The organism is Microbulbifer maximicatervae (SeqCode) (genome assembly GCF_052467825.1).
On sequence record NZ_CP174327.1, the window covers coordinates 450,053 to 468,197 of the forward strand.

Below are 18,145 nucleotides of genomic sequence, written 5' to 3' on the forward strand. Positions count from 1 at the left end.
TTTTAGTCTTGGTAATCGATGCTCATATCAAAGTTGCCCTCAACACACTTGGCATAATCGCCCTCATTCAGTGCTGAGTAGGCAGTCTGGTAATTCACCAACTGACATGCGTAGCTCTCATTATTTGGGGTATCCGCAGACCATCCCCAATCTTTATCCCAGTAAATATCCAGGGAGGCTGCACCACCAGTCTGGAACTGTCCCATATTGGCACAACCGAGTTCTTCATCTGCCGGAATTTCTACACCGAAGTATTCCGCTGTGCTCTGGTAGTACTCGATCCGATACTGTGAGCGGTAGTCTTCAGTACCAGAACTACATTCGATCGCCCCATTAATAATATTGGTGGTAACACCGAATCCAGAAGTCAGGTTATTGGCCAGATCCACACTGTTCGGTTCCCAGGTGCCATCGATTACATGCAGGATGCTTGGCTTGGGTGGCTGTGGATAGACGAAGAAGAAGATGGAGCTCGCCAGGTTCAACCAGGTATCTGCTACCAATTCCGGGGCTTCCAGCAGGGTGTAAATATCGCCGTACATTGCCTGGGAGAAGGGACCGTAGTTATAGTTCCAGCTCAACTGCTTGGCGCCGCGGCCGAAGTAACTCTTGTAGCCACCATCACTATTGATCGCACAGGGCCATGCTTCTGCTGCCCAGCTGCTGCTGGCATCACAGGCGCCGTAGCCACCGGAAGTATCTTCAGTCCAGCCAATTTCCCGCAACCAGTACAGGCCCTGGCGCCATTCCGGCACTTCCCAACCTGTTGCGTGGGCACCGGTTTCCTGGGCGTAGTGTGCAAACATTACCGCCATCGACTTGCGACAGATCGCCTCGGCATCGCGGCCATCTGTATAGTCACCACAGAAAGCTGGGAACTTGGCTACGGCTCGGAGGAAATTGGTGTAGGTGTACTCTTCCGCTCTGAGGGCGAAAAGGTAGTCCCAGTCTTCTTCAGACAGGATGTTCTCAACGCGGAGGACATTTTCAGGGTTTGCACTGCGGCCAGGTTGTACCGCCTCAACCACGGCGTTGTCCCGGGTTTCGACAGTGTCCTTTACTTCCTGAAGCAGGGAATCACTGCTGGTAATCGACTCTTCCGCAGCTTCCAGTTCGCTGATGCCCATCACATAGCCATCGGCTGCGGCACAGCCATCCTGGCTAATGGAGACCTCGTCCACATCACTGGCTTGAGTGGAGTCAGAAGCTGTCAGCTGGAAGGTGTAGGTTACATCGCTGTATACCTCAGACAGGGTCACTGAGGTAGCGCTGCCGGTATAGTTGGTCATCTTTACAACCGGGCCACTGGTTTGGCTCCAAATGTAAGAGATATCGCTGCCACCGGTACTACCCGAGCCATCCAGATTAACCGTTCCACTACAGCCTACATTGATACTTGAGGCCGAGATATTTGCGGTTACTGAGCTTTCAGAACCATCGGTATTATCATCGTCGTCTTCATCGGTATCGTCCACAGCGAGGTTTTGCACGGTTACCTGTGCTTCTTCAGTAGTGTCACCATCACTGACGATCAAGCTAAAGACATAGCTCACATCAAAGGTGCTTGAAGGTAGGGTAACAGTGGTGGATGCGCTGGTAGCAGAGGCAATATCTGCTTCAGGAGAGGCCGGGGATAATTGAGCCCAGCTGTAAGATAAGTTGCCGTCGCCACCGGAGGCACTGGCATCAAGTGTTACAGTGCCACCACCGGTAATTTGTGACTGCGACACTGAAGTACTGATCGTAATGGGAGTGCTGTCAGAATTATCGTTGCCATCGCCACTGTTGTCGTTATCGTCGTTGCCACTACCGCTATCATCGCCACCGGTGCCGGTGTCGTCATCGGAGCCGCCATCACTGGAGCAACCATCCGCTTCCTTAAGAAGCCAAGGGGAACCCCAGGTATTTTCAGCCGTTAATGCATCGGTGGGGTGGTCGTCACCATTAGCCCACCACTGGGCAACAAATAGGTCGCCGTCGTAACAAACTTCTTCGCCTTTGCGATAGTTTTGACCGGAAATATAAGTATCGGAGTCATCGGAGCCACCAGTGCCACCACCACTGCCGGAACCTGTATCATCATTGTTACCAGAATCCGTATCTCCGTTATTTCCGGTACCGGTATCAGTATCATCATCAGAATCGGTGTTATCACCATCACCGGAATTGGAGTCATCGCCACCATCGGTATCGCATGCACCTGACTCTTCCAAGATCCAGGGGGAGTCCCAGCGGTTTTCTGCTGTCAGGGCATCCGAGGGAATTTGAGAAGCTGTTGCCCACCATTGAGCTTTATACAGGTTTCCCCCGTAGCAAACCTGGCTGCCACCGGAATAACTCTGCCCCGCAACGTAGTCGTCGGCGGGTTGTGCCGCACTCAAACCTTGAGCGCCCAGCATCAGCGCCGATGCTATGGCTGTGCGAATAAAAATATGGCTCATAGAATCTCCAATTGTCGTTTTTAGGGTTCTATTTAAAAACGCAGTTTTATGCGATGAGGCAACCACCGAACTGCTAGGTATTATTTGTAAAAATAGAGATTAAGAGCTCGTGTGAATGATCTGTAACGGATAGCGTTTGCGATTTGAGCAGTAGACAATTATGAAATTGTTTTATGCGATCAAAGTCATTGAACTCAGCGAAGGGCAACATCCCCTCTCCCGTTATTATTCACTCGATTAAATGCAGCTGCCTTTGCGCCCCTTAAAAACCTTTACAAATACTTACTTTATTTTTGTACGCTGTTCATATAACCCCATACGTACACAGCAAATTCGATAAACCCCAGGGGGAATGGTTCCAGACATACAGAAAATATTTCGTGACCACCTAGACATAGATGATGTGCGCAAGTGGGCAAATATTATTAAATGAGGAATTAATTACAAAAAATAAAGAATAAGGGGTTTTTAAAACTCAAATATAGCTTTAATTGGCAAATTATCCTAACCGATGGATCGGGAAGTATATGAACAGGGAATAGATAGTTGCGACCCAATGTGACTTTGAGAATTTCTGGAGCCGTATCCGTCATCATTAATGGAGTCAAGTGCTTATTTTATGAATAAATGAGAACAATTTCCTAATACCACTGTGACCCACAGACAGTAAATAATAAATTAAATAAGTACCAACCTTCTAAAAAGTGACTTTATTCTCAAGTTTAAAGTACTTATATCCCATGGCATTCCCCCCACTTCATACGACACTTAAGTCGGCAATATCAGTAGTAATAAGCCGAAACTAGCAACCCTTCACCTTATCGACAGTATCAACTCATCGCCATAAGCCTCAAACAAATATGTATTTTGATTAGCTCAATATTGGGAGTTTTCTGTGAAGCAGCACCATATCCTTTTTGCGGTCATACTTCTTTTGCCAAGTATGGCTATTCGCGCCGACAGCAATACTTCCAATGTGGAACAGACGGGCGATGGAAATCTGGCAGTCGCAGATCAAACCGATCCCTCCGTTGAAAACAACCTGATAGATCAGTCGCAGACGGGCAATAGTAATTCAGCTGAAGCCATACAAACTGTAAACTCGTCATTTAGCTCGATAATTCAAACACAAACCGGCAACAGCAATGATGCCTCTTCCAGCCAGGAGGAAAGCAACTCCACAATGATGTTGATACAACAGGTTGGTGATAACCAAATTGCATTGAGCACCCATTTTCTCACAGAAAATACTATCGGGGAGATTTACCAGGAGGGGCAATTGAACGATGCTGAGATGTTCCAAACTGACTCACTCAATGATACCGGCTACCTATTTCAATCAGGACAAAGCAATATAGGCTTTGTTCGCGCCACCAGTGGTGAATTCCATACAGGGTCATTATTACAAACAGGAACCTCAAATGACGGTGTCCTTATACAACTGCGTGGTGCCTTCTACACGGCAACAGTTACACAAAACGGTGTAGGAAACGAGGCGACAAGCGCACAGAATTTTGGCGAATCCATTATGAATGAGATAACCCAGAGCGGCGATGGCAATAATGCGACTGTGTTACAGATATTCATTGAAAATAGCTATGCCCAATCAAGTCAAATTGGATCAGACAATATTTTAAATACCCGACAAGAGGGAGAGTTTATGGATATAAGCACGACACAGATCGGTATGACTAATGAGATTACAGCAAATCAGGGTGGCTCTTTGAGTTTTACTACAGCTCAGCAAAATGGGCTGGATAATTTTATGGAAATTTCACAAGATGAGATGAATGGAAATATCACTGCTAATCAGGCGGGTAACGGGAATACCGGAATGATATTTCAGTAGTAATAGTAGGAGTAAACCGGGGGAACACTCACTTTCCGTTGACTTACAGAGAGCTTAATGTGCCCCCCAAACACAAAGGGAAATACTTTAAGGGCTTTTGTGCCTGAGATTATTTTCTTTACACTTCCTCTCTGGCACACCTGCTACCTAATGGCCAACAAAAATTATACGCTGATAGGTTCAAAACTTGGTGAAAACACTCTAAGTCGACCCTCACGCTTCTCCTCGCTAAAGTCACAACTGGTCAACCTAAACATCAATACATATTCGGAAAGGCAATGAGTATCGTGAATATCCCCTGGTAAGAACGCACTACAGTCACCGGGCTTCATTTGATAACAGCCCCGGCTCACCAGTTGTTCACCGTCGTCTTGATTGAGCAAACCATAGGTAGACATCTCCACTTCACCATGTTGCACCGCGTAAAATACCCAGCCATTGCCATGATTATGTGGTGGACGATAGAGCCCACGAGGCTCCACATGAGCCAGTAAGATAAAACCCTTATCTTCGTCACGGTATAACTCTACACTGGGTTCTTGGCGACTGTGTAGATCAGCCAACCATGCTTCATCAGAATTTGATGACGCCAATTTTCCCAGGGCCTCTCGACATCTCACAATCGATGAAGTATCAAGTCCCTGCCAATTCGCTTTAAGTGCTTCAACACACTGTCTCAAAGAATCCGTCACTGATTGGTCCTCCTAAAGCTCTCTCGATATCTTGTTGAAAATTACTGCGAATCCACAAACTCAAGATACAACTTGAAGCCAGCTTTAAGTCAACCAGATCTGTGCCTGAATTTTTAGCTATTGAGCTAGTGGGTGAAGTGTAAAAACGTTGGCCTGGAAAATAGGAATAAATCGGGAAATAAAGATGGGTATTAACAGCTCCAGCAGTTATTAATACCCGCGAGTGTTCACTAAAACGAAGCACTCGCTAATGGGTTTACTTTATAGCTCTGGAGGTAATCGTTAATTTTGCGCTTTGGAAGCAAGCTTGCTGGCAAGAATAGACACCACCTGTATTGTTAATGCGGTTAACAAGAACACTGATGCCAGGCGATAAACGGCATTGAGACCATCCGCTATCTGCGAAGGGCTCATGTCTTGCAGGGGCTGGCTGGGTACAAGCCCTACAAAAATCACACTCATCACTGAAGCTCCGGTCAACAAACCCAAACCTCGTGAAAGGCTGAGAAACCCGGAAATACGCCCACGAACTTCGGCCCGGGCGCTATTCATGGTCATGGTATTAACTGTCGACAGGTAGGTTCCGTAACCCATTGCCATAGTGACGGAAAAAATCAGATAGCCTACCAAGCCCTGCTCCACCCTGAGCAGCCCCATTCCCATGGCTCCACAAAGCAAAATTAACAGACCCAGTAATACGATACCTCGACTATTGAATCGATCCACGGCTCGACCGGCAAGATTTGAACAAGCAGCCACCATAAATGATCCGGTTGTCATCACCAGCCCTGCGATAAAAAGGTCCAGATCCAGTGCCAGGGTCAAATAAAAAGGCCCTACAATCAGGCTACTCATTACCGATGAAGCCACCAAAAAGTTTCCGGCCACATTCGCCAAGAATGTCTGCTTCCCAGAAGATTCCGTAAATCCGTCACGCAGGGGTTGTACTTTCTGCCTGACATAAAACAACCCCACACCAAATATCACCGATAGAGCGATAGCAATTCCATTAACCGCGGAATATCCCTCTCCCAATGGTTTAATTGCCAGGGTATAAAAAACAATGCTAAAGAACAGGAATGCTGCGGCCAGGTAGCGTTTGAATCGACTCCTGCCATCAACAACTTCGCTGACTATGTTTTCCGGCAGAGTTCGATATGCGAGAAAGAACACCCCCAATCCCACCGGCACTACCAACCAAAAGATGGCCTGCCAATTCAGGTTTTCGACAATCAAGCCGCCCACAATAGGGCCCATGCCAGTCCCAACCGCAGACAGGCTGCCCAGTAATCCAATTATCTTTCCCGTTTCACTTTTATCGAAAACATCGCTGGCAATAGCCATAGACACAGCCACGAACATCGCGGCACCGACCCCTTGTATTGCGCGGAAAAAAACCAGAGTCCAAACATTGAAAGACAGCGCGCAAAGTAATGTCGATAAGGTGAATATCAATCCGCCACTTAGAAACAATTTCCTGCGACCCAGCTTGTCACTGAGGCTTCCGGCAATAGGCAGGGTCGCAGTCATACACATCATGTAGGCCACGGTAATCCACTGAGTATTACTGAAGGAAGCCCCCAAGCTTTCGATTAATACAGGCAGCGCCATATTAATTGCACTGACTCCCAAGGCTGCGAGCAAGGTCGCCAAACACAAGGTGACCAGGACTCCTCTTTTGGAAACCTGAGCAGCCTCTTGGGAAATTGGGTCTTCGGAATAACTTTTCGCGGTGTGCATAAGCTGAACTTTGACTTGCCAGTAATGACGCGTGAAACTAGCATACAACTTCAAGTGAGCTTGAGGTCAATAAGCGATGAATAACAGGGAAGAACTGGATATACGCGAAGTCTCCAAACTGTCGGGACTCCCCTCTTCCACACTTCGGTATTATGAGGAAAAAGGCCTGATAAAGTCATGTGGTCGTCGGGGAATTACCCGGATTTTTAAAGCCACAGTGATAGAACAGTTGTCCCTTATCTCCCTTGGCCGCTACGCCGGTTTTTCCCTGGATGAAATTGGCGAGATGTTTTCCTCTAATGGCAACCCCGCTATCGACAGGGAGCAGCTCCTCGCCAGGGCCGACGATCTGGAAAAGAATATCCGCCGACTCGAAGCTATGCGCGATGGGCTACGCCATGTGGCCAACTGTCCCGAGGTCAATCAGCTGGAGTGCCCCAACTTCCAAAACCTGATCAGGAAAGCTACCAAGTTACAGCATAAGGAAGACAGGAAACAGAAGCGACGCTGACAGAATAGCAGCGAATAAAGTCAGGAGACACTAAACTCTGTCATCATTCCCGAGTCCTCGTGCTCCAAAACATGGCAGTGCGCCATATAGGGCATATCCGGCATCGCCGGCAGCGGGAAACGAACAAATATTTCCGCTTTGCCGCCATCGGATATGGGCATCGTATCTTTCCAGCCACGCATATAGAGTGGCGGTTCTGCATTATTGTATTTCGTGACTCGGAACTGGCAGCCATGGATATGTACCGGGTGTAGCATTCGGTCCTGTCCTTCAGAGATCTCCCAGCGTAGGTCCTTATTCCTCGCAACCTTAAACCCGGGCTCGGTAAATGCGAAGGAAACCCCATTAATCGCATTCGCAGTTAATTGCTCTTTTAACGGCAATGCCGGCCCCTCAGTAATTAGCTTCAATACTTTGGCCACCACATCGGGGTTGGTCGTACCTGCGGCAACCATCTGCGGCAGCCCCGTTGCACCGATCACAGCTTGCGCCTGCTTCTGTCGATTCATTTGCATCACCAGCTTCTGACTGATTGGTGGCAGGTTTTGGGGAATTGTCGGCAGGGATACCAGGCGCTCCGGCAATTTTCCTTTCCCCTCGGATGTTCCAGGCACCACACTGAGAAAACTGTGGGCCTGATCAAATGGCGGCAGGCGCATTATTGGCTGGGGCACTGGCAGTGTTTGGAAGTCGAAAGGCTTGCCATCGCGGGTGTCGATCATTACTTCGTAGCGCTCTCCCGCAGCAATAGGCAGTACATCTACTTTCACTGGTTCCGAGAGAAAACCGCCATCGCTGGCGATCACGTAGAGTGGTCGCTTGTCACTGGTGGCAAGCCGATAGTTGCGTCCGTTGGAGCCATCCAAAATACGAAAGCGCACCCAGCCTTTAGGTGGCCTGACCACCGGATTAATAACGCCATTAACCAGAAGTCGATCCCCACAATAGCCCGCCGCAACCGTCACTTCGTTAAAGCGATGGAAGAACTGACCATCATCGGTAAAGCGGCGATCCTGAATCACTAACGGAATGTCATCCACACCCCACCGCGAAGGTATCGGCAGTGCATCGCCTTCTTCATCATCGATAATAATCAATCCCGCCAAGCCTTTGAGTACCAACTCGGCGGTTGTCGGGTAGAGGTGGGGATGAAACCATAAGGTGGCGGCGGGCTGGATTATGTTCCAATCTACGGTCCAGGTTTCGCCAGGCTTCAATGGCATATAGGGGCCACCATCGGCATTGCCGGGTACGATCAGTCCATGCCAATGCGCAGTTACATTTTGCGGCAGATGATTGACCACGCTGACGGTTACTTTCTCGCCCTTACGCACCCGTATCGCCGGGCCTAAAAACGGACCATTGAACCCATAAGTACGCGTAGTCACCCCCGGTAGGAAAGACTGCTTGCCCGGGCGCGCTGCCAATTTAATCCGGCCTTGCCCATCTGCACGCAACTCCGGGGGAATCGGTAAAGCCTGACGGCGACCCTTCTGTGCCTGGGCAGCTTTGGAAGTCGACACCCCTGTTAGCAAGGCCGCCCCCAATGCGCCAGTGGCAAAACAAAATTCCCGTCGCGACAATTGAGCCATGGGTCCACCTCCCTATGCGCCATAGCTCCAAGTGTCTAGGGCACTGGTCATTTTTATCCCCAGAAATCTTAGACGGCTTATTCCAATGGCCCAGTAGTATATTGCGACAACTGTACACTCAATACAGAGTGGTACCCTGGTGCACAACTCCGTGATCCACAGCCCTTGTGTTCTAAGCGAACTCGGTTAACCTTGCCCTCGAAAAGTTAGTAGTGAAAATAAGAAGAGTAATCCCTATGCCGTTTCTTATTCTATCCATCCTTATTCAGGCAGCTTTTGTAATTCACGTGCTCAAAACCGGGCGCAACACCACTTGGATTTGGGTTCTGGTGATGCTGCCCATGGCCGGAGTTATTGCTTACCTGGTCCTGGAAATTCTGCCGGAAGTAAACCAATCACGCAGTGCCAAAAATGCGCGCAGGACGGTGCGGGAAACTCTAAATCCCAATCGGGATATCCATCAGGCTGCGCAAGAATTGTCCCGTTCCAATAATGTGGAAAACTCTATGCGCATGGCCGATGAATGCGTGAAACGCGGCCTTTATCACGAGGCAAAAACTCTCTATGAAAAGTGCCTCCAGGGGGTTCATCAGGATGACCCTGAGCTGATGTTTGGGTTGGCTCGCTGTCAGTTTGCTCTCAATCTGTTTGAACTGGCCAAGGAAACACTGGACCAATTAATCGAAAAGAACCCCGATTTTAAAAATCAGGATGCTCACTTACTTTACGCTCGTACACTAGCGGCATTGAAGCAAGTAAAAGAGGCCTACCACGAGTATGAAACGCTGTACCAATACTACAGCGGACCAGAAGCGACTTTTTACTTTGCCTTATTCTTGAAAGATCAATCCCAGGTGGAAAAGGCCAATGTCTTGTTCAATGAAATCCTTGAGAAATCCAAAACACTGGGCAAGCACTACAAAGCGACTCATAAGCAGCTGTTAAAGCAGGCAAAACTGGAAGTATCCTGAACCAACTGCAACATTCGACTCAATGGTAAAAAGGCTCCCAATATGATTTTGGCGGTAGATGTAGATTACCGGGACCCCGGAGCAATGGTAGCCGGGGTCGGCTTTGAGGATTGGTCAGCTCCTGAGCCCGAGCAACTCTATCTCAGTAAAATAGAGAGTACCTTGGCCTATGAGCCCGGTGCTTTCTACAAGAGAGAACTCCCCTGTATCCTCACCCTAATCGAGGAGCACAAGATAGAAGCAGAACTGATTGTTATCGATGGTTATGTATTTCTCGGAGGGGAACAAAAACCGGGTCTGGGTGCCCATCTCTACTCTACTCTCCAGCAGGAAGTTCCCATCATCGGTGTCGCCAAGAAACCATTTAAGGACACCCCTGTTGAGGCGGAGCTGCTGCGGGGAAAAAGTATAAAACCGCTGTATATCAGCAGCCTCGGTCTCCCTTTGCCGGAAGCCAAAAAATTGGTGAAAAAGATGCATGGAGACCACCGTATCCCCACTTTATTGAAACGCGTGGACCGCGAGTGTCGAAAGTCCCCACGATAATTCCCGAGAGAATGAAAGGCAGTTATCGCCGCCATTTCCCAGTCACATCCCTGGGACTTTCTTCCTACATTTTCAATACTTATTTCTCATATCCTACCCCTTCGATGCCAGCAATAATTTTTCTATTCGGCGGGAAATAGATACTGAAAGTAAAAGCTACCTGGCATCCATTTATCCCATAGGGATAATTTGGCGCTTAGATAGACGGCTAGAAGTAGCTAAGATCCCACACTGATGTATTCGGCTCGTAGTTTTTGATGTCCACTTGTGAAGTCCGAGTGGGCGATATTCATTAGCAGCCCCGAATGGGCTCCTTAGAAGTTTGTAGTAAAGGAGTTACTCATGAAGTTATGCGCCAGTATTGCGACGCTCGCACTGGTTGCCTTTAGCGGCAATGCGCTGGGCACCAACTCTACTGACTTGGAACAAATCGGTTCAGGTAACTCAGCAAATTCCGATCAAACTGAAGCGGGTTTCGGCAATACTATTATCAAACGCCAAATAGGTGATACTAATACCGCCACCGCCACTCAAAGTGGCGGTGTTATTAACAGTAGTATTCAGAGTTCCCAGATCGGCAGTCAAAACGAGACCACGATATCTCAATCCGGTGGTGCTTCTCTAAGCGCAACCAATACACAAATCGGATCGCAAAATACTTCCGAGATCACCCAAGAACTCTCTCTCGACAGCCAGGTATCTATTCTGCAACTCGGTACCTCCAATGCTTCCACTATCGAACAGCGCTTTGGCAGCGGTAATGCCATTACCAATATCCAGGATGGAGACAGTCACTTTTTTATTGGTCGCCAGGAAGCCAGTGCTAACGGCAGCATTTTTGTATTCCAGGACGGCGAAAGGCAAAGTGCCGTGGTAGAGGAAACCGCAGGCAATATAGGCAGTTCCGTTTTAATCTTTCAGTTTGATCGGGACGACTTCGCCACCGCCAGCCTGGTTGCCACAATCGATGGCACCTTGGACATACTGCAGGATGGCAGCGATATCTATGGCGGGCTCGCACAATTTGCCAGTGTCAGCAGCAGTATGACCTTACGGCAAACAAACAATCGCCACTTCGCCTTTGCAACCCAAGTAGACAGTCTGTTCAATGACCTTCTGATTATCCAAAGGCTCGGCGATGCCAATATCACCTCGATTACCCAAACCGGTGCCTTTAATACCCTTGAGTTGCGCCAAAATGGTGGGGGCAACAACGCGGCTTTAGAACAATCCGCATTGAGTAGCAGTATCGATATACGCCAGACCGGTACCACCAACCAGATTACGGGTTCCCAGCTGGGTGCCGAATTCAACTCCATGAACAGCGAACAGTTCCTGATTGATAATGTGGTTGTTATTAATCAAGGCGGCTTCCTGATCAGCGCGACCAATGAACAAACCGGGTTGCAGAATGTTGCCAATATCGAGCAGGCTGGAACAGAGGTAGATATATTCACCCGTCAATTGGGTTTCGATAACCGGGCAACGTTCGAACAGGCTGGTGAGTCTCTTTCAATAAGCTCCCGACAATTTGGCGATAGTAATAACATCACCATCACCCAGAGCGGTGACTCCAACTCAGCCTTTAGCCTGCAAATTGGTAACAATCACACCAAGGAAATTACTCAGACGGGTTCTAATGGCCGCGCTTTTAACTTCCAGATCGGCGGCGAGAGTAATACCGGCGTAATCATCCAATAATTCCAGCCAAAATTCAGAAGCCCCCGGTAATACACTGCGGGGCTTTCGATTGCGAAATCTACAGGAAAAAGAAGAAGGGAAAAGTCGCTGTGCAGCCCCGCGAGAGCGGGGAACAACTAGGATGCACTCCGACAACTTCTCCATCGTCGGTTTATCCCCGAGTATTCAGGGAACACCTTGCGCAGAGCATAAAGGCTATGCCTTATCCGGTTTACCCCTGTACAAACAGGGAACAGTCGCGCAAAAGGAGCGCGATCATAGCACACCCTCATTACATCCCCGAGCCTTCGGGGAAACATTTTCAGAACTAATGTCCGTGCGCTATCGGCTACGGTCCAGCCCCGCCCAGCGGGGGAACAAACTCAGGTGTCGGCACAACCCAACCCCACACTCGGTTTACCCCCGCAGCAGCGGGGAATAGCCCGAATAATTACCGTGCAGCTTTGACGATTTTCCACGGTTTAACCCCGCCTGGGCGGGGAACAGCCTCAGTTAAGATCGCCTTATTGCGCAATTACCGGTGCAACTCCGCTTATGCGGAGAACCTATTCGGAAAGGAGCGTATAACAGGATACCCTCCGGTTTAGCCCCGTATATACGGGGAACAGTATGAAGCTGGTTTGACCATCATATCACCGGTCGATTTATCTCCGCTGATGCGGGGAACTCTCTAAATATGCCTATTTGCTATCCTCTAAAGTCTCAGTATCGTTGCCGATACTTTTGAATCCCAGCCCTCGCTCTCAAACACTTCCAGTTGTATAACAACTCTATTTATCCCAATCAGATTCGGCGGATTAACATCAATCCACAACCAAATGCTTTGGCCGGCCCCATACCCGCAAAAATATTTTTTATAAATAATTCGGGTTCAGTAACCAAAAGCTCTCCCCGGTAATCCACAGAACTGAAACCAGCACCGCGCTGCTTTTTATGTAACAAATTCCAACGATACCCATTGCAGTGAAGCTTTGGTGGGTAAATATCAAATCCGAGGCGCGTCCCCCGGTGAATTAACCAGCTGCGGGCGGCAGTTTGGCTGACATCCTGTAACCGGGTTTCAATCTGCCCCTGGTCAAACTGCTCCGGCTTTTCCTGCACCAAGCTCTGCTTCAGCTGCCCTTTGCCACCTTCAACAGGTAAACCATGCAATTCGCACTGCTCCCTCAACCAATGGTATTGGGCATCCATCAGCACATCGTGCCGCTTGCCGCGCTTTTGCCCTTCAGTTTTACGAGCAACTGTAGGGTTCGCCCGCAGGCGGAAGGCCAGCCGATCGCCGGGGTTTAAACGGGGCTCGAAGATTTTTGTCTCTACCAAAAATATCGGATTGTCCTGCGCAGGCCGGACTTTAGACAGCAGGTAATACACCGGTAGATTGCGTTTGCTAAGCAGCTGTTCCCGCGAGGATTCCTCACGAAATAAAAAACGCTCATCACCATCAAAAAGATCCCACAAGATTTGATGAATACCGTAGCTGTTTTCGCTGAGCAACCGTGCCAGCTGCTTCTGCACCGCCAGCGAGGGAGATAGTTGAACTCTGGATAAATACATAGCCGCTCCCTTATGACTGCCAGAGATTTTCAATACGCGGCTGGAACTGCCAGCGCTTGCGAGATAGGGGCTGATCGAGACGGCTAAGCCGCTGTACAGATCCTGCTGAAAACACTCCATCTTCCGCAGAGAAATCATCCAAGCTACCCTCCCAGTAGTAACGACAACTCTCTTCAGTGGGCAACCAGCGCTCCTGCCGGGCCCATTCCGGTTGGTAATCCAGCAACTCCGGGGATTCATAATGATCCAGGGCGCTGCGGAAATTGTCCGCACCGATCACCCGTGCGGCAGTGGGGGCTGAAAGGGGAAATGCTTTTCGCCCCAGATAGAGGTGATACTTTGGCCGGGCCAGGGCTTCACACAGCTCCGCCAGAGACCAGTTAGCCTCTTCACAGGATCTCAGGGCCACTATCGCCTGCGCATCCACCAGATACTCCCTGCGGGATAACAGGGTTCCCAGACGCGCTTTCCCTACAACCAGCTCATCCCGGCGCGTATGGTAGCGGCGCTTGCCAGCGGAATCTGGGACCTGCACCGTGTGGAAATCCTTTAGCAAAGTACCGACATTCAGCACCTTCACCGCCTGGCGATATTGCCGGGCCAGGCTCTGGTGTAAGTCCTCTCGCTCCCGGGGTATCCCCAGTGCCGCACCAAATAGTCCCGCGATAGCGGATTTACCCGGGTAGTGTGCGCTGTGGCGGGACTCTCCCACAGCCACTTCCCCCCAGGAAGCCATGGCACCGTACAGACGAAATACTAGGTATTCCATAGCGCCACCTATTCGCTGACGAAGGCTAAAAGTTCCTCAATATTACCTTCGCCAGTTACGGCATTGAGAACATAGCGGCTATCAGCACAATCCCCGTACACCTTATCGAAACTCTGCAATTGCTTTTGAAGTGCATCAATAGCGTCATGGGCGTAATCCTCGCTATAGCGATCAACCGGCTTCAGGTAGGCCGCAGAGAGAGAGCGCGGTTGCTGGTCACCGGCTTCGGCCACGACATAAGAGGCATAGGCACGGCTGGCATAGCTGTTTTGTTTACCGCTGGGAGAAACTTTAAGGATTGTCTCAGTCAGCGCAGCTACGGCTCGATCGGCCAGGGGTTTATCCCCGCCAAGGTTTTCAATTAGCAGCTCTTTGTTAATGCAGATATAGGAATAAAATAATCCCGCAGCAAAACCCGCCTCACCCAAGTGAGCAGCACCGGCATCCTCGCTGCGATCATTCAGGTCGTCTACCGCAGTAAAATAATCATCTTCAATCACTACAGAGTGAGCCGAGAGTGCATGGGCCACCTGGCACGCCGCCTCAACGTTATAGGTGGGCTTGGAAGCGAGCATACGGCCAAACAAAGCAATATCCACCGCCATGTTTTCCTTGCGCAATAAATCCAACTCCGTCTTATCCGGCTCCCGCCCCTCTTCTGCCAAGGTTTTCAGTAGTGCATTGATCCCGTTTTGCTCAGCACTACTGAGGTGAACTAACTGCTCGATTTCCAAATCGGCCAGAGGGTTATCTTTTTCCGGCTTTTTTAACTTACCGAATTGCTCGGCAATTTTCTGTGCCCACAATTTGGCCTTTTTCTCAGAGACACCCAGTTCCAATAAAGTCTCATAGGCCAGTACTCCCTGACGCTTGGTTCTGATGCCAATGAGGCTATCCCCCTGCTCCGTTGCCAATACCTGCTGGAACAACTCTGACGTTCGCCAGTGACGCTTAAGGCTCTGGGAAGAGATTCGCAGGCGATCACAACCTCCCATCTTCGCTGTTTTTGGCCGCCCCAAGTCATCCCGGTTCAGGTTCGCAGGGGGATAGGCGGTCAATACATGCAATTGAATAAAGCGGCTCATAAATCTCTCCTTGTTGCGACCGTCAGGCCATCACATTACTTCGATTCATTTCTCAGGTATCTGATCAACAGTCACTGTCAATCGGTCTGGCTTTGCTCTGTGCTTAGTGTTGTTATGGGAATAGCTTTTAAAAATTCTTTAGGCCCCTAAGACACCTTTAATTTGTAATTCTCTAAATACTTCTCAGTCTGGTAATACGGCGTAGTAATCAGTTGCCCAACGCACAGCTAGGCGTTCCTGTGGATGCCGTGCTGGAATCGTGCGCATCTCTCTTTGCCAATGCAGCAAATCATTGGCAAGAGAAGCTATATTGGCTCTGCCATCCAGCAGGGCCAGGGCCCGTACTATGCGGCGGTAGAACTCAGCCGTATCGCGACTTTTTTGCAACTGAAAAAAACGCAGCTCACTTAAAGGGGGGCGCCCGCCTCTCTCCCGGGGCATAGCCAGGGACCGGGCAAAACTGATATCCATAGCCTCGCTGCTGTCAACATCAATTGTTTTTCCGGTGTTATCATTTTTTACGTGTGCAATTACGGTGGCTACCAGAGCCGCATCTTCGATACGAATTTGCTCATCTTTCTGCCAGCGCTCGGGCATATCCTTTAAAAAACGGATAAAGGCGGGAGTAGGCATTACATCCATGGGCTCTACCGCACGGCGCAAACGCGCTCGGTCGGCTCGGCCAGCTTTGTCATTGAGCCAGCGGTGCCATTCGCGCAGTCGGCTCACATCTGTATCGCTAAGATATTGATATCCGGCCATCACAATTCCTCCTGTTGTTGCTCAACTTTGGCTGTATTATCCAGAGTCTTTAAACTTGCCAAGCTGGCGAGCTTATTCCTTAAAAAACGTCGCGCCCGAGTCACTCGCTGCAATTTCAAGTCTTCCGCCGAGCCCTCCATTGACCAATGGTCAAACTGCGCAAAGGCCGTTTTTTTCAATGTGTGTGCCCAGGTAATAGCCACTGGTGCAGGTGTAAATTGGGATTTCTTGGATTCGAGGGATAATTGCTTGAGCGAGTGATAAAACTGGCTTTCCGTCGCCTGCCAAAACGCCTGATCGACAAATGAAAAATCCCCTTTAGTCTCATTAGGGTTATTAAACCAGGCAGCCTTGACCCTAAAGCGCAGCTCTTTCAAAGTATCTTTTGCAGCCGTTAAAAGCTGCCCTGCCAGCTGAATAAATAGCGACCGGTACTCGGGGGAAATAGGCAGTACTGGCATTTCCTGTTCATACCAGCAACGCGCTTTCATATTGTCCATGTCATAGCCAAATCCCCACAGACGTACATCGACATTCAAATCAAGCTCTTCGAGAATTTCCGCATATTCTTCATGGAACAAGCGCACCGCCCGGCTCGCTTCATCGCCATTTGAATGGTCATACCACATAAGCCCCAACCAATGCCGATAACCGAGGCCACTCTGTTGACCTTTCAAACTCAAGGGTGGGGCTTTTTTCTTGGGATCACGTCGATAGGGCGTCAGGGGATGAATCCAGGGACCCTCGTAATTAATGCCATAATTCTTAGTGGTATATTCCCGAATTAACTGATTCGTCTGCTCTCCACAAAGATCGCAGTAACCCTTGCCTTCTCTCGGGATATGGAAACGTATCCTGCGCGGCATACCCCAGTACATTTGCAGGGGATGGGTATCATTGGGAGACGTAGAGGAACCTTGTTTGTCAGAGAGGCGGGAGGGAGCGAGCCAGGGGAAGATACAACTATCAGAGCTTTCAGACCTCGCCCCAAACTCCTCTTGTAGCAAGATATTGAGCCACAGTTTCTGCCATAGGTTGGCATTTTCAGCCTCTGGTATTATCAATGTGGTAAGGGGACCACCACCACGCAAACTGGTTCTATGTCCCACACCTCCAGAGGGGGCGTTAATTTGCAAAGTGAACAAGGCACTAGCGGCACAGCTGGGACATACACCCTGCACCCTACCGCCCTTAATAAATAGATCCTGATTATCTCTACAGGTTTTACTGCCCGGCGCCTCAATCAGTAGGGCAGCAATCGACTTTGATTCTCCCTCGCTTAATTCCAAGTCCTGCATAAATGCAGGCCCGGACTCTTGAAACAATTCAAAATTGGGAGCGTAGTTTTGCAGCCGTGATTTCAGTGTTTCCTCAGTAGGCGCCTTTTTCCAGTAGACTCCCCAATCATCGACACTTTCAGGTGCAAAAGCTGTTTGCAACAGGCCGATTAAAAATTGGAAAAGCGCCCCGCGAAAATCCGGTCGTACCGTACAGATATCTACGACAGGATTATCTACCTCGACAATTTGCCAAGGAGCAATTCTTTCCTGCATGCCGCATCGCCGGATAATTGGCAGCCAGGAATCTTCAACCAAATTCACCACGATCCTCCCTGATCCAGTCTCCGCCCTCTTACTCTGCCATAGCCATGCTTTTTTCAAGAGTTAGAGGGAACAGTTACACTCAGAGCAGTGCGAGCGCCTCTGCCTCATTTTTGAGTGCTCAATCTCTCAGCGTCACTGCCGGGACACTAATTCCATTACCTTATGCCACTCTGACTAGAGAAAAATGATCTGGCTCAAGTCTGGGCATCTTTCTCGCTTTCCACACCGGAAATCAGGGTAGCGCCCTCTACCTGACACAAAACAAAGCGCTCAGTTATCGCATAGACCACACACAAGATAAGGGTATTAATCCCATTCGCCTCTCTAT

14 protein-coding genes are annotated in these 18,145 nt (G+C 49.4%); 5 read left to right on the plus strand and 9 right to left on the minus strand.

Annotated elements, in window-relative coordinates; translation table 11 throughout:
* Positions 1-2 precede the first annotated feature (2 nt).
* Positions 3-2,441 carry a glycoside hydrolase family 19 protein gene (locus ACJJII_RS02030; protein ID WP_444918116.1) on the minus strand — a complete coding sequence of 813 codons (2,439 nt, stop codon included), beginning with the start codon at positions 2,439-2,441 and terminating at the stop codon, positions 3-5.
* A gap of 895 nt (positions 2,442-3,336) precedes the next feature.
* Here ACJJII_RS02030 and ACJJII_RS02035 point away from each other — a divergent pair.
* Complete coding sequence (locus tag ACJJII_RS02035; RefSeq protein ID WP_444918117.1) at positions 3,337-4,290, plus strand: hypothetical protein; 954 nt, start codon at positions 3,337-3,339, stop codon at positions 4,288-4,290.
* Between the two features lie 164 nt (positions 4,291-4,454).
* Here the strand turns inward: ACJJII_RS02035 and ACJJII_RS02040 are convergent, their stop codons facing one another.
* Complete coding sequence (locus tag ACJJII_RS02040) at positions 4,455-4,982, minus strand: hypothetical protein (protein WP_444918118.1); 528 nt, start codon at positions 4,980-4,982, stop codon at positions 4,455-4,457.
* A gap of 282 nt (positions 4,983-5,264) precedes the next feature.
* Positions 5,265-6,776 carry an MFS transporter gene (locus ACJJII_RS02045; protein WP_444918119.1) on the minus strand — a complete coding sequence of 504 codons (1,512 nt, stop codon included), beginning with the start codon at positions 6,774-6,776 and terminating at the stop codon, positions 5,265-5,267.
* A 22-nt stretch (positions 6,777-6,798) separates the two neighbouring features.
* Here ACJJII_RS02045 and ACJJII_RS02050 point away from each other — a divergent pair, with 22 nt between their 5' ends.
* Entirely contained in the window at positions 6,799-7,233 is a 435-nt protein-coding gene (locus tag ACJJII_RS02050; protein ID WP_282931385.1) for a helix-turn-helix domain-containing protein, read from the plus strand.
* A 20-nt stretch (positions 7,234-7,253) separates the two neighbouring features.
* Here ACJJII_RS02050 and cueO read toward each other — a convergent pair whose 3' ends face one another.
* Positions 7,254-8,825, minus strand: coding sequence for a multicopper oxidase CueO (cueO, locus tag ACJJII_RS02055; protein ID WP_444918120.1), 1,572 nt, complete (start codon positions 8,823-8,825; stop codon positions 7,254-7,256).
* A 236-nt stretch (positions 8,826-9,061) separates the two neighbouring features.
* Between cueO and ACJJII_RS02060 the strand changes: the two genes are divergently transcribed.
* The 3 genes from ACJJII_RS02060 to ACJJII_RS02070 all read left to right on the plus strand — a co-directional run bounded on the left by ACJJII_RS02060 (position 9,062) and on the right by ACJJII_RS02070 (position 12,043).
* Positions 9,062-9,796, plus strand: coding sequence for a tetratricopeptide repeat protein (locus tag ACJJII_RS02060; protein ID WP_444918121.1), 735 nt, complete (start codon positions 9,062-9,064; stop codon positions 9,794-9,796).
* A 42-nt stretch (positions 9,797-9,838) separates the two neighbouring features.
* Positions 9,839-10,342 carry an endonuclease V gene (locus tag ACJJII_RS02065; RefSeq protein ID WP_475708108.1) on the plus strand — a complete coding sequence of 168 codons (504 nt, stop codon included), beginning with the start codon at positions 9,839-9,841 and terminating at the stop codon, positions 10,340-10,342.
* Between the two features lie 342 nt (positions 10,343-10,684).
* On the plus strand, positions 10,685-12,043 hold the full coding sequence (locus ACJJII_RS02070; RefSeq protein ID WP_444918122.1) for a hypothetical protein: 1,359 nt from the start codon (positions 10,685-10,687) through the stop codon (positions 12,041-12,043).
* Positions 12,044-12,826: 783 nt separating this feature from the next.
* Here the strand turns inward: ACJJII_RS02070 and cas6e are convergent.
* The 5 genes from cas6e to casA all read right to left on the minus strand — a co-directional run bounded on the left by cas6e (position 12,827) and on the right by casA (position 17,814).
* On the minus strand, positions 12,827-13,597 hold the full coding sequence (cas6e, locus tag ACJJII_RS02075; RefSeq protein WP_413663212.1) for a type I-E CRISPR-associated protein Cas6/Cse3/CasE: 771 nt from the start codon (positions 13,595-13,597) through the stop codon (positions 12,827-12,829).
* Positions 13,598-13,607: 10 nt separating this feature from the next.
* Positions 13,608-14,366 (minus strand): type I-E CRISPR-associated protein Cas5/CasD, encoded by a 759-nt coding sequence (cas5e, locus tag ACJJII_RS02080; RefSeq protein ID WP_444911465.1) that lies wholly within the window; start codon positions 14,364-14,366, stop codon positions 13,608-13,610.
* A gap of 8 nt (positions 14,367-14,374) precedes the next feature.
* Complete coding sequence (cas7e, locus tag ACJJII_RS02085; protein ID WP_444918123.1) at positions 14,375-15,451, minus strand: type I-E CRISPR-associated protein Cas7/Cse4/CasC; 1,077 nt, start codon at positions 15,449-15,451, stop codon at positions 14,375-14,377.
* A 183-nt stretch (positions 15,452-15,634) separates the two neighbouring features.
* Positions 15,635-16,213 (minus strand): type I-E CRISPR-associated protein Cse2/CasB, encoded by a 579-nt coding sequence (gene casB / locus ACJJII_RS02090; RefSeq protein ID WP_444918124.1) that lies wholly within the window; start codon positions 16,211-16,213, stop codon positions 15,635-15,637.
* Entirely contained in the window at positions 16,213-17,814 is a 1,602-nt protein-coding gene (gene casA, locus ACJJII_RS02095) for a type I-E CRISPR-associated protein Cse1/CasA (RefSeq protein WP_444918125.1), read from the minus strand. The genes casB and casA overlap by 1 nt, the downstream gene beginning before the upstream one ends.
* Positions 17,815-18,145 lie beyond the last annotated feature (331 nt).

What these genes read in the sequence shown, in the direction of transcription:
- cueO (WP_444918120.1), bottom strand. Translation starts at nt 8,825, where the DNA reads ATGGCTCAATTGTCGCGACGGGAATTTTGTTTTGCCACTGGCGCATTG.
- ACJJII_RS02030 (WP_444918116.1), bottom strand. Translation starts at nt 2,441, where the DNA reads ATGAGCCATATTTTTATTCGCACAGCCATAGCATCGGCGCTGATGCTG.
- ACJJII_RS02065 (WP_475708108.1), top strand. Translation starts at nt 9,839, where the DNA reads ATGATTTTGGCGGTAGATGTAGATTACCGGGACCCCGGAGCAATGGTA.
- ACJJII_RS02070 (WP_444918122.1), top strand. Translation starts at nt 10,685, where the DNA reads ATGAAGTTATGCGCCAGTATTGCGACGCTCGCACTGGTTGCCTTTAGC.
- casB (WP_444918124.1), bottom strand. Translation starts at nt 16,213, where the DNA reads ATGGCCGGATATCAATATCTTAGCGATACAGATGTGAGCCGACTGCGC.
- cas7e (WP_444918123.1), bottom strand. Translation starts at nt 15,451, where the DNA reads ATGAGCCGCTTTATTCAATTGCATGTATTGACCGCCTATCCCCCTGCG.
- ACJJII_RS02060 (WP_444918121.1), top strand. Translation starts at nt 9,062, where the DNA reads ATGCCGTTTCTTATTCTATCCATCCTTATTCAGGCAGCTTTTGTAATT.
- ACJJII_RS02050 (WP_282931385.1), top strand. Translation starts at nt 6,799, where the DNA reads ATGAATAACAGGGAAGAACTGGATATACGCGAAGTCTCCAAACTGTCG.
- cas6e (WP_413663212.1), bottom strand. Translation starts at nt 13,597, where the DNA reads ATGTATTTATCCAGAGTTCAACTATCTCCCTCGCTGGCGGTGCAGAAG.
- cas5e (WP_444911465.1), bottom strand. Translation starts at nt 14,366, where the DNA reads ATGGAATACCTAGTATTTCGTCTGTACGGTGCCATGGCTTCCTGGGGG.